Here is an 11,797-nt window from a genome sequence, read left to right as displayed (position 1 = left end):
CTGAGCTTTCTGGCAAGGAAACCGCAGGCCCCGGCTCGATGAGCCGGGGCCGCGTACGTCTCTCGACCAGTCCGGATCAGCGGCTGAAGACCGCCACCGTCCGAGCCGGCACCGTGAAGGTGCCCGTGCCCGCCTCGAACGAGGACGACTTCACGATCTCGTCCGAGCCGTCGGCCTGAGTCAGGTGCAGACGGTAGCCGGCGCGCTCGGCGTCCTTCACCGTCTGCTGCTGCGTCGTCGTGGTCGCGTTGAAGACGACCACGAGGTCACCGAGGCGCATGGTGATGACGCCCGGCGTCTCGTCCTTCCCCGAGAGCGGGAAGCCGAGCTTCTCCTGGACCTGGCCGGTGGTGGACAGGTGGAAGGCCTGCTCGTCGGTACGGATCTTCAGCAGGTCCTGGTAGGCGGCCGAGGCACCTTCGATGTCCGAGCAGCCCGGCGCCGAGGTCGACGCCAGCAGCGGCTTGGCATACGGCCACTTGTCCTTGTTGTCGGTGGCCGGCGGCAGGCCGCGACCGAAGCCGTTGCCGGAGTCGCAGTCCCAGTGGATGGCGTTGAACCAGTCGCCGGAGTCGTAGGAGTTGCGGTCCAGCGACTTCGAGCGGAGCAGGTCGGTGCCGGCTTGGGACAGCGCCGGGCCCTGCGAGAGCGCGGCCGTGGCCATGGCGAGCACCTGCATCCGGGAGCGATCCGCCGTGCTGGTCGCGGCGGGCAGCTTGAAGGTGAGCGCGTCGAAGAGCGACTCGTTGTCGTGAGCGTCGGCGTAGGCGAGCGCGTCTCCGGGCTCGTCCGCGTAGCCGGCCGGCGAGCCGTTGTAGTCGACCTGCGAGCCCTTCACCGGGTTGCCCGCGCTGTCGGTGAACGAGTAGTCGGCGAGGTTGCCGGACAGCCCGACCTTGATCAGGTCCTGGTAGTGCAGCAGTCGCGCCCGCTGCTCCGCCTCGGTTCCGTTGGCGGCCGAGGTGTTGGGGTCGGTGTAGAGGCCGCTCGCGAAGCCCTGGACACCCGGATCGGCGTCGAACGGGCCGCCACCGCGTACGGCATCTCGGGCTCGGTCGCTGAATGTCGCGATGCCGGTGCCCGCCATGTTCTTCTGGGTGGCCTGGACGAAGCGGGCGTCGTCGGCGACCTCACCGAAGTTCCAGCCTTCGCCGTAGAGGATGATCTTCTTTCCGTCGACGCCGTCCTTCTCGAGCGTGAGGGTGTCGAGCGCCTTGCGGACGGCCAGGATGTTGGCCTTGGGGTGGTGCCCCATCAGGTCGAAGCGGAAGCCGTCGACCTTGTACTCCTTGGCCCAGGTCAGGATCGAGTCGACGACGAGCTTGCCCATCATCGCGTTCTCGGGCGCGGTGTTGGAGCAGCAGGTGGAGTTGGCGACGGAGCCGTCGGCCAGGAGCCGCTGATAGTAGCCGGGCACGATCTTGTCGAGCACGGACGTCTTCGCCTGCCCGCTGCTGGTGGTGTGGTTGTAGACCACGTCCATGACGACGCGCAGGCCGTCCTCGTTGAGCGACTTCACCATCTGCCGGAACTCGACGGTTCGGTCGGTGCCGTCCGGATCGGTGGCGTACGAGCCCTCCGGGACCGTGTAGTGGTAGGGGTCGTAGCCCCAGTTGTACGCATCCTTCGCAGCCGCCGCGGCGACACACTCCTGCTGCTTCTCGCTGTCGGCCTCATAGGACCCGAGGTCGCAGTCAGGCGTGGTCTGATCGGCCTTCTCCTCCGGGATGGTGGCGATGTCGAAGGCCGGCAGCAGGTGGACGTACGAGGTGCCGGACCCGGCGAGCTTCCGCAGGTGCCTCACCCCGTCGCTGTCCTCGTCGGCGAAGGCGAGGTAGCCGCCCGGGTGAGCGCTGGTCACGTCCTCGACGGAGAAGTCGCGGATGTGGAGCTCCTGGATCTGGGCGTCCTTCATGGCCACGGCCGTCGGCTTCTTCAGGGTGGTCCAGCCCTTGGGAGCGAGCGACCTGTCGCCGAGGTCGACGATGAGGCTGCGCTCGGAGTCGGCGGTGAGCGCGACCGAGTAGGGGTCGGTGACCATGTTGGTGACGAACTTCTGCACGCTCGGCGCCCACACGGTCACCGCGTAGCGGTACTCCATGCCGCGCCAGGCCGTGGCTGAGCCGGTCGCCGACCAGACACCGCTGGCCTCGTCACGACGCATCGGCATGGTCTTTCCGCCGAGCTCGAGCCTGACGTCGTGGGCGGTCGGCGCCCAGACGGACAGGGTGACCTTGCCGCCCTCGAACACCGGACCGAGCGACGCCTGCTTCGCCTTCGCGGCGTAGAGGTCGTCGAGGATGCCCTGGGTCTGGACTCCGGTGCCCGTGACCAGGGCACCGTTGCCGATGCGCTGGGTGAGGACGACCTGGCCGAAGAGCGCCTCGCGGATCCGGTCGCGGTCGCGGGGGTCGACGGTGAACGCGGTGTAGTCCTTCAGGTGCGGGAACCGTGCCTTCTGCTCGTCGCTCAGCGTCGAGGTCTGGAGCCGCAGCCACCGGCCCTCGCTGCTGAGTGCGCCGTCTTCGACGGTGATGCCGCCGTCGCGGTCATAGACCAGCTGCGTCGACAGCGCCGAGCCGCTCGCCATCTCCTTCGGCAGCACCACAGTCTCCCGGTCGATCCACTGCGCCTGTGCCTTGCTCAGGTCGAGGTCGGGTGCCGAGCCGACCGACGGCAGCAGGTAGCCGGTGTCACCGGAGTTGAGCCACACCTCGTGGCCGTACGTGGCCAGGTCGAGCGAGCGGTCGTTCGGGATGTCCTTCTCGTCGCCCTTGTGGACGATGTAGTTGAGCGAGGTGGCGCCGTCGACCAGCGGCACCTCGAAGGTGACGCCGTACGCGTCCTCGCCGGTCGGCTGCAGCGGCTTGGACCACTCGGTCGGACTGGCGGCGCCGGTCCAGGTGTGTAGACCCCAGCCGTCGTAGTCGCCGTCGGCGCGGTGCAGGTGGATGACCGCCTTGGACGTGTCGGGCGCCGGGTAGACGCCGTCGGGCCGGGTGGTCTGCTGGCCGTCGCTGCCGGTCTCGACCCAGACCTCGCCGGTCTCCGCGAGGTCGATCGTCCGCTCGCCGCCGTCGGCGGTGCCGTCCTTCTCGACCGTGTACGTCACCGAGGACGCCCCGTCGGGGAGCTTCACCCAGGCGAAGGCGCCGTAGGCGTCGCGGCCGCTGAACCCACTGTTCTGATCGCCGGCGCGGAGGGTCCAGCCGGTGTAGTCACCGTCGGCCCGCCGGTAGTGCACGACCGCGTAGTCGCGGTCGACGGCGCTCGGGTTCTCGGCCTCGGGTGCCTGTCCGGCCGTGGTCTCGGCGAGGTCGCTCGCGGTGCGTCCGTCGCGGTCGACGACCACCGCCTTGTAGCGCAGCGCGGTGCCGGCGGCGACGGTCGCGGGGACGTACTGGGTGATCTTGTAGGGAGCGTGGTCGACCGAGCCGAGCGTGCGCCACTTTCCGTTGCCGACCTGGGCGGCGAAGACGACGCGGGCACCGGAGGTCTCCCCCGGGTCGGCGGAGAGGGTGACCGTGTCGGTGGCGCCGGCCTCGGGGGCGGTCAGCGACAGGGTCGGCTTCGCGGTGGCCTCGGGGAGCTCGGCCTCGGCGCGCAGGACGACCGAGGAGAGCGCCGGGACGGTCACCTCGATCGTGCCGTCGGCCGCGGTCTCGGTGGCGTCGCCGCCGTAGATCGTCTCGAAGGCGGCGGACTCCACGGGCAGGGTGACCGTCTTCGCCTCGGTGGCGTTGTTGACCGCGACGACGTACTCCCGGTCCTCGCCGGTGCGCGAGAACGCGTAGACGGAGTCCTTGGCGTAGAGCTCCTTCTGGGTGCCGTCGGTCAGCGCCGGGTGGTCCTTGCGGAGCTTCGCCAGCGCGGCGATCGAGCTGTAGATCGGGTGGGTGGTGTCGTACGCGTCGTCGGCATGCGTGCGGTCGGTGCCGAGCTGGTCGTCGTCGAGATAGTCGGCGACCTTCGAGCCGAACAGCGTCTGGCGGGCGTCCTTGTCGCCGCCGGCGCCGGTGAAGCCCTGCTCGTCGCCGTAGTAGACGACCGGGTTGCCGCGGGAGAGGAACATCAACTCGTTGGCGAGCTGGGCGCGCTGGACGAGCTCGGCGTCGGTCGCGTCGGGGTGGTCGGCCGCGAGGAAGGTGCCGATCCGGCCCATGTCGTGGTTGCCGAGGAAGGTCACCTGCTCGTAGGCGTTGGCCTTGTCCGTGGCGTACTTGTAGTCGTCGGCGAAGACCTTGGCGAGCCGGTCGGCCGGAGCGTCCAGCGAGGCGTAGGCACGGGCAGCGTCCTGGAACGGGAAGTCCAAGGTGGCGTCGAGACGGCCGCGGGTGACGTACGGCGAGGTGACGTCGCTGTCGGCGGAGTAGACCTCACCGAACATGAAGAAGTCCTCGCGACCCTGCTCGGCGGCGTACGCGTCCAGGGCGGTCGCCCACTCGGTCCAGAAGTCCAGGTCTACGTGCTTGACGGTGTCGATGCGGAAGCCGTCGATGTCGAAGTCGCGGACCCACCGCTGATAGATCTTCGTCATCCCATCGACGACCTCGGGGCGCTCGGTCCACAGGTCGTCCAGGCCGCTGAAGTCGCCGTACGTGGTCGACTCGCCCTCCCAGGTTGAGTCGCCACGGTTGTGGTAGAGCGTCGGGTCGTTGAGCCAGGAGGGCACCATCTCGCCGGTGTTGGCCGGGGTGTAGGGGAACGAGTCCTCGTCGACCTTCGCGTCGTCCGAGCTGGGCTCGGCGTCGTCGAAGGGACGACCCTCGGTGTCGAGGTACGGGAAGGCGCCCTTGGGGCGGTAGCCGTACTTCTTCTCCGCGTAGTCGACGGTGTCGGCGGTGTGGTTGGTGATGACGTCGAAGAAGACCTTCATGCCCTTGGCGTGGGCCTCGTCGACGAGCGTCTCGAGGTCCTCGTTGGTGCCGAAGTGCGGGTCGACCTGGGTGAAGTCGGTGATCCAGTAGCCGTGGTAGCCGGCCGAGGCGTTCGCGCCCTCGCCCTGGACGGGCTTGTTCTTGAAGATCGGCGCCATCCAGATGGCGGTGGTGCCGAGGCCCTTGATGTAGTCGAGCCGCTCGGTGAGGCCCTGGAGGTCGCCGCCCTGGTAGAAGCCCTTGTCAGTTGTGTCGAACCCGGTCTCGGTACGGCTCCCGGTCAGTCCGCCCTTGTCGTTGCCGGTCTCGCCGTTGGCGAACCGGTCGGGCAGCACGAAGTAGAACTGCTCCTTCGTCGCCTCGTGACGGGCCGGCTCGGCGGCCAGCTTGGCGTCCGACGGCGGCTTCGGGGCGGCGGCGGTCGCCGACTCCGACGTGGCCGTCTGCAGCACCGTGGCGAGCAACGCGGTCGCGAGCACGGTCGCTGCGATCCTGGGCGCGCCATGTGCGCCACTTCTTCGATTCACCTTTGAGGGCCTCTCTGGATTGTGCGGGGGCATGCGGTGGAGACCGACCGTCCGGCGCCCATGGGGGTCGGCGCCGGACGGACGGTCGAGGGGGATGTCAGCCGCAGGTCATCGCGCCGACGTGCAGCGCGAGGGCGGTGTTAGGCCCGAGGGTGGCGGTGAACTGGCCGGAGCCGTTCACGGCGACGCTCTTGCCGCTCTGGACGTCGCAGTAGGTGCCCGCTGCCAGCGACGTCTGGAAGGTGCGGGTCAGCGACGAGGACTCGTGGTTGATCGCGACGTACGCCTTGCTGCCTCGCCCGAAGGCGATGGCGTCGGCGCCGTTGTCCCACCAGTTGGTGACCGCCTGGCCGCGGGCGGTGTTGCGGAAGGCGACCATCTTCTTGATCTCGGGCCAGGCGTGCTGGCACTTCCAGCCGTCCTGCCAGCAGGCGTTGACAGTGCCGGCGTTGGGCGGGCCGGCGTCCTTGTCGCTCCACTCGTAGCCGGAGTGGATGTCGGGCGAGCCGTAGGGCCAGGCCAGCATGAAGACGTTGGCCAGGGTGTAGTTGGCGCCGTCCTTGTAGTTGAGCGTGTCGCCGCCGCGCTCGGTGTCGTGGTTGTCGACGAAGACGGCCGAGCTGCCCGAGGACATGTAGCCCCAGCCCTCGCCGTAGTTCTTCAGGTAGGCGAGGTTCTCGTTGTTGAAGACCCGCTTCAGGTCGCGGGCGTAGCGGAACTCCTGGACGTCGCCGTTGCCGAGGTACTCGCTGGGCGAGACCGCCTCCCCCGCGCCGAAGATGGCCTCCTGCTTCCAGTAGACGCTCGGGTTGCTCAGCCGGGACTTGATGTTGGCCAGGTCGGAGGCGGCCATGTGCTTGGCGGCGTCGATCCGGAAGCCGTCGACGCCGAGCGAGAGCAGGTCGTTGAGGTAGCCGGCGATCTTGCCGCGTACGTAGTCCTCGCCGGTGTCGAGATCGGCGAGGCCGACCAGCTCGCACTCCTGGACGTTGGTGCGGTCCTGGTAGTTGCTGATCTGCGCGGTGCAGTTGTCCAGGTCGTACGAGGAGTAGAGACCGGGGTAGTCGTACTTGCTGTAGGACGAGCCCCCGGTGCCGGTGCCGGAGCCCGCGGACATGTGGTTGATGACGGCGTCGGCGACGACCTTCACGCCAGCGGCGTGACAGGTGTCGATCATGTTCTTGAAGGCGGTGCGGTCACCCAGCCGGCTCGCGATCCGGTAGCTGACGGGCTGGTACGACGTCCACCACTGCGAGCCCTGGATGTGCTCCTGGGGCGGGGAGACCTGAACGTAGCCGTAGCCGGCCGGGCCCAGCGTCTGGGTGCACTCACGAGCCACCGAGGCGAATTTCCACTCGAACATCACCGCGGTGACGTCCTTGTCTCCCGGTGGCGCGGCCTGTGCTGGTTGTGGGGCCGAGAACGGGATCGTGAGCGCGGCGACGGCGCCCGCCGAGAGGGCAAGTGCGGCAGCCATGGACTTTCTCGTGATGAGCTGTTTAGCCATGGTTCCTCCTAGGTCGAAGGCTGAATCTTGCTGCAAGATCTTGCAGACAGACCGTAGGGTGATCGACGTCACACGTCAACCCATCGGTCCCCACCGCTGCAAGAGCTTGCGCAAAATTTCAGCGCCTTGCGTCGACCCGGTCAGGAGGAGGTGAGCACCAACCCACTCGTGGGTACGCCCGTGCCCGCGGTCACGAGCACATGCGCGGCGCCCGCGACCTGGTTCACCGAGGTGCCGCGCACCTGCCGTACGCCCTCGGCGATGCCGTTCATGCCGTGCAGGTAGGCCTCGCCGAGCTGGCCGCCATGGGTGTTGACGGGCAGTCGTCCGCCGAGCTCGATGGCCCCGTCGCGTACGAAGTCCTTGGCCTCTCCCCTGCCGCAGAAGCCGAGCTCCTCGAGCTGCATGAGTACGTAGGGGGTGAAGTGGTCGTAGAGCACGGCGGTGTCGATGTCGGCCGGGGTGAGGCCGGACTGGCGCCACAGATCCTTGGCGACCACGCCCATCTCCGGGATGCCGATCTCGTCGCGGTAGTAGGAGGTCATCACGTACTGGTCGGCGGCGCTGCCCTGGGCGGCCGCGGCGATGGTGACCGGCGGATTCGGAAGGTCGCGAGCCCGCTCCGGGCTGGTGACGACGATCGCGACGGCGCCATCAGACTCCTGGCAGCAGTCGAGCAGGTGGAGCGGGTCGGCGATCATCCGGGACGCCTGGTGGTCCTCGAGCGTGATCGGCTTCTGGTAGAAGAACGCGGCGGGGTTGGTCGCGGCGTGGCGCCGGTCGGCGACGGCAACGGCACCGAAGTCCGCGCTGGTCACGCCGTAGTCGTGCATGTAGCGGCGCGCCTGCATCGCCACGGTCGCCGCAGGCGTACTGAGACCGAGCGGGTAGGTCCAGGCGTTGTCGATGCCGTTGGTGTTGACCTGCTGGGCAGCCCAGGGCTGCACCTGGCCGAACCGCTGGCCCGAGCGCTCGTTGAAGCCGCGGTAGGCGACCACCACATCGGCGACGCCTGTCGCGACCGCCATCGCGGCCTGCTGGATCGTTGCGCACGCCGCGCCGCCGCCGTAGTTGATCCGCGAGAAGAACCTCAGGTCGCCGAGCCCGAGCTCGCGAGCCAGCGCGATCTCGGAGCTGGTGTCCATCGTGAACGTGGTCAGCCCGTCGACGTCCTCCGGAGCGAGTCCGGCGTCATTCAGGGCTGACCTGGTCGCCTCGACGGAGAGCTGGAGCTCGGAGCGTCCTGACTCCTTGGAGAACTCGGTGGCGCCGATGCCGACGACCGCTGCCTTGCCACTCAGCGTCATGCCGCGACCCGGACCGTTCCGGTCACGTGCGCACCGAGCGAGACCGCGCCGGTGACGCTGATCGTGGCGATCCCGTCGGTGACGTCGGTTACCTCGCCCGAGAACGACAGCGTGTCGTAGGGGTAGGCCGGGGCGCCCAGCCGGATCGAGATGCCCTTGATCTGAACGTCGGTGCCCGCCCAGTCGGTGACGTACCGCTCGCACAGCGCCGTCGAGGTCAGGATGTTCATGAAGATGTCCTTCGAGCCGGCCGCCTGGGCACGGTCGCGGTCGTGGTGCACGTCTTGGAAGTCCCGCGTCGCGATCGCCGTCGAGACGACCAGGGTCGGAGTGATCGGAAGCTCCCAGACCGGGATCTCGTCGCCAGTCTTCATCAGGGCCTCCTCCAGATCGGGAGCGTCAGCTCCTCATCGATGACGTTCCAGTCGACGACCAGGCGTTCGCCGATGCGTAGGCCGTCCTCGCCGTCGGTCGGCACACCGGTCACCTCAGCCACCATGCGTACGCCCTCAGGAAGGTCCAGCAGGGCCACCACCAGCGGGAGCTCCTTGCCGGGCAGCCTCGGCGCGTGGACGACGGTGAACGAGTACACGGTGCCCTCGCCCCGCGCGACGACATGTCCGCGATCGTAGGCGTCGCAGCTCAGGCAGGCCGGGCCCGGCGGGTGTCGCAGGGTGCCGCAGGCGTTGCAGCTCTGGATGCGGAGCTCCTGCTTGGCGGTGCCTTCGAAGAAGTACGCGTTGTCCCGGCCGATCACCGGCCGCACCGGGCCGCTCATGCCGTCACCTTGGGGATGAACTTGAGGACGCGGAACAGCATGGTCGCGACCCGCTCGTCTCCTACGTACCAGGTGCTCCTGGAGGTCACGAAGTAGCCGACGCCCATCCCGGTGCTCTTCGGGCCGACGACGGAGTCGAGGGCCGTGGTGATGCGGACCTGCTCGCCGACGCGGAGGTAGCGGTCGTAGCTCTGCTCGGAGTTGGTGCCGAGGACGCCGTCGAAGCCGGCGTCGGTGAGGACGTTCATCATCGCGTGCAGCGGATCGCGATACCCCTCGGTGGTCGAGCTTGTCGAGACCCCGCCCTGGCCGTACATCGTCCACACCTGTGCCATCGAGGGCGGTGCCTCGCCCTGGTGGAACCGCTCGGACTCCAGGCCCATCGCCTCGAGCCAGTTGTTGATCGTCGGCTGGTTGACCAGGTCGCGGGCGTCGCGCTCGGCGGCCTCGCCCCGCGCCTCGATCTCCTCGGCCGCGGCCATGATCTTCTCGTGGACGGCCTCGTCCACCACGCTGTGCACATCTCGGGGCTTCTCGCTCATCGCGGCACCCTCGGCATTCCGAGGCCGAACATCGCGATCAGCTCGCGCTGGACCTCCTGTACGCCGCCGCCGAAGGTGAGCACGAGGTTCCGCTTCGCCTGGGCGTCGAGATAGTCGAGCAGGCTCTTCGTGACGGGATCCCCGGGGTCGCCATGGCGATGGACGAGTGCGATCAGGTCGGCGAGCAGGTGCTGGACCTGGTCGGCCGCGAAGACCTTGGACGAGGACGCGTCGGCGACCTCGATCTCGCCGGCCTCACCGGCCTTGGCGACCGCCCAGTTGAGCAGCTCGTTGACCCGGAAGACGGCGGTGGTCTTCCCGATCAGCGCGCGTACGTCCGGGCTGTCCGTGATGCCCTGGGACCGTGCCCAGCGGAGGACCCGATCGCGCAGGCCCTCGATCCGGCCGGCCGGGCCGAGCATGACGCGCTCGTGATTGAGCTGGGTGGTGATCAGCTTCCAGCCCTTGTTCTCCTCCCCCACCAGCATGTCGACCGGGACGCGGACGTCGTTGAAGTACGTCGCGTTGACGTGGTGGGAGCCGTCCGCGGTGATGATCGGGGTCCACGAGAAGCCTGGGTCGGTGGTGTCGACGATCAGGATCGAGATGCCCCTGTGCTTGGGGGCGTCCGGGTCGGTGCGTACGGCCAGCCAGATGTAGTCGGCGGCATGGCCGCCCGTGGTCCACAGCTTCTGGCCGTTGACGACGTAGTGGTCGCCGTCCCTCCTGGCCGTCGTGCGGAGCGAGGCCAGGTCGGTGCCCGCCTCGGGCTCGGAGTAGCCGATCGCGAAGTGCACCTCACCGGCGAGGATCCGGTTGAGGAACATCTCCTTCTGCTTGTCGGTGCCGTAGCGGATCAGCGTCGGGCCGACCGTCTGCAGTGTCACCGCCGGCAGGTGCACGTCGGCGTACTGCGCCTCGTTGGCAAAGATCGTCTGCTCGACCTCACCGAGGCCGTGGCCGCCGTACTCCTTGGGCCAGCCAACCCCCATCCAGCCGTCGTCGCCGAGCTGCTTGATGAGCTTCTGGTAGGTCGGGCCATGTCGGTCCCACGATCCCTCGGGACCGGGATCGCCCGGCTCACCCTCGTGCGAGAGGCCGGCGAAGTAGGCCCTGACCTCGGACTTCAGGCTGCGCTGCGCCTCGGTGAGCTCGAGGTTCTTGGCCTCCGCGCTCTCGACCGGGACGTCGGCTGCCGAGGTGTTGAGCAGGTGGGCGATGTCGGTGCCCCAGGTCGTGAACGCGAGCAGCGGGTAGGTCACATCGACACCCATGCCGCCGTGCAGGTGGTGGCAGGTGCGGAAGGCGTACGGTGCGACCTGGCTGGCCCAGTAGGCGGCGACCTTCAGGTCGACTGCGGCCGCTCGCCCCTCCGCGATGGCGTCGACCGCGTTGTCGGCGGCGAGGTCGAGCGTGCGGGAGGTGACGTAGACGTCGGCCAGCTGCAGCGCGACCGCCTGGAACTCCGCGAGGGCGCGGCCGAACTGCTGCCGGTTGCTTACGTAGGCGGCGGTCAGGTCCCGGGCACCGGAGAGCACGCCCGCGGCGCTCACCGCCAGCCCGGCGGTCGCGAGACCGGTCAGAGCCTCGAAGGCCCCCGGGCCTAGCGGCTCTGCCGGGGCGTCCTCGAGCACGACGGTGTGTTGGGGCACCTCGCCCGACGCGCTCGCCGGAGCCAGGCTGACGCCCGGGCCACTCGGGTCGACGAGCACCACGACCGACTCCCCGGTCGCGTCGGCGGTCGCGGTGACCAGGAGGCGCGAGCTCTCGGCGGCGTACGTCACCCCGGTCTTGCGACCGCTGACGGTGCCGTCCCGGTAGGTGGCCGAAGGCGTCTGCGGGCGTCCCGGCTCGAGCCACGCCGGGGTCAGCAGCGTCTCGCCGCTCGCCACGCCGGGCAGGGTCGCGGCCTGCTGTTCCGGCGTCCCGTGACCGGCCAGCGTCAGCGCGCCGACGGCAAGGGTCTCCCACACCGGCACGCGCACCGCCTGGCGTCCGGCCTCGCGCAGCAGCACCGCGATCTCTGTCGGCCCGAACCCCTCGCCCCCGTGGGCCTCGGGGACCGGCAGCGAGGTGAGCCCCGCGCTCGCCCAAGCCGCCCAGTCCCCCCGGTCCGACTCTCGGCCGAGCACCTCCCCAACAACAGCCCGCACAGCATCCAACGCCTCATCCACCATGCCAGAACTGTAACGCGTTCTAGTTTTCAGATCCACGCCGAGCCGTCACTTTCTGACGCCGAGAAGTCAGAAAACGACGCCG

Annotated in this window: 7 protein-coding genes; all 7 read right to left on the bottom strand. The window is 68.9% G+C overall.

Annotated elements, in window-relative coordinates; translation table 11 throughout:
* Window positions 1–76: 76 nt before the first annotated feature.
* The 7 genes from pulA to AB0F44_RS00170 all read right to left on the bottom strand — a co-directional run bounded on the left by pulA (window position 77) and on the right by AB0F44_RS00170 (window position 11,715).
* Window positions 77–5,356, bottom strand: a complete 5,280-nt coding sequence (gene pulA / locus AB0F44_RS00200) for a pullulanase-type alpha-1,6-glucosidase (protein ID WP_357351510.1) — start codon at window positions 5,354–5,356, stop codon at window positions 77–79.
* A 145-nt stretch (window positions 5,357–5,501) separates the two neighbouring features.
* Window positions 5,502–6,911, bottom strand: a complete 1,410-nt coding sequence (locus tag AB0F44_RS00195; protein WP_357351508.1) for an alpha-amylase family protein — start codon at window positions 6,909–6,911, stop codon at window positions 5,502–5,504.
* A gap of 140 nt (window positions 6,912–7,051) precedes the next feature.
* Complete coding sequence (locus tag AB0F44_RS00190; protein WP_357351506.1) at window positions 7,052–8,218, bottom strand: lipid-transfer protein; 1,167 nt, start codon at window positions 8,216–8,218, stop codon at window positions 7,052–7,054.
* Window positions 8,215–8,592 (bottom strand): MaoC family dehydratase, encoded by a 378-nt coding sequence (locus AB0F44_RS00185; RefSeq protein WP_357351504.1) that lies wholly within the window; start codon window positions 8,590–8,592, stop codon window positions 8,215–8,217. Before AB0F44_RS00185 ends, AB0F44_RS00190 begins: the two co-directional genes overlap by 4 nt.
* Window positions 8,592–8,996, bottom strand: coding sequence for an OB-fold domain-containing protein (locus AB0F44_RS00180; protein ID WP_357351502.1), 405 nt, complete (start codon window positions 8,994–8,996; stop codon window positions 8,592–8,594). The genes AB0F44_RS00185 and AB0F44_RS00180 overlap by 1 nt, the downstream gene beginning before the upstream one ends.
* Window positions 8,993–9,538 (bottom strand): MaoC family dehydratase N-terminal domain-containing protein, encoded by a 546-nt coding sequence (locus tag AB0F44_RS00175; RefSeq protein ID WP_357351500.1) that lies wholly within the window; start codon window positions 9,536–9,538, stop codon window positions 8,993–8,995. Before AB0F44_RS00175 ends, AB0F44_RS00180 begins: the two co-directional genes overlap by 4 nt.
* Window positions 9,535–11,715, bottom strand: coding sequence for an acyl-CoA dehydrogenase (locus tag AB0F44_RS00170; protein ID WP_357351498.1), 2,181 nt, complete (start codon window positions 11,713–11,715; stop codon window positions 9,535–9,537). Before AB0F44_RS00170 ends, AB0F44_RS00175 begins: the two co-directional genes overlap by 4 nt.
* Window positions 11,716–11,797: the final 82 nt, after the last annotated feature.

Origin of the sequence: Nocardioides sp. NPDC023903, assembly GCF_040639295.1 — a bacterium.
In the GTDB taxonomy this organism is placed as follows: domain Bacteria; phylum Actinomycetota; class Actinomycetes; order Propionibacteriales; family Nocardioidaceae; genus Nocardioides.
This window is presented reverse-complemented; position numbering and strand designations above follow the sequence as displayed.

What these genes read in the sequence shown, in the direction of transcription:
- AB0F44_RS00190 (WP_357351506.1), bottom strand. Translation starts at nt 8,218, where the DNA reads ATGACGCTGAGTGGCAAGGCAGCGGTCGTCGGCATCGGCGCCACCGAG.
- AB0F44_RS00185 (WP_357351504.1), bottom strand. Translation starts at nt 8,592, where the DNA reads ATGAAGACTGGCGACGAGATCCCGGTCTGGGAGCTTCCGATCACTCCG.
- AB0F44_RS00170 (WP_357351498.1), bottom strand. Translation starts at nt 11,715, where the DNA reads ATGGTGGATGAGGCGTTGGATGCTGTGCGGGCTGTTGTTGGGGAGGTG.
- AB0F44_RS00180 (WP_357351502.1), bottom strand. Translation starts at nt 8,996, where the DNA reads ATGAGCGGCCCGGTGCGGCCGGTGATCGGCCGGGACAACGCGTACTTC.
- AB0F44_RS00195 (WP_357351508.1), bottom strand. Translation starts at nt 6,911, where the DNA reads ATGGCTAAACAGCTCATCACGAGAAAGTCCATGGCTGCCGCACTTGCC.
- AB0F44_RS00175 (WP_357351500.1), bottom strand. Translation starts at nt 9,538, where the DNA reads ATGAGCGAGAAGCCCCGAGATGTGCACAGCGTGGTGGACGAGGCCGTC.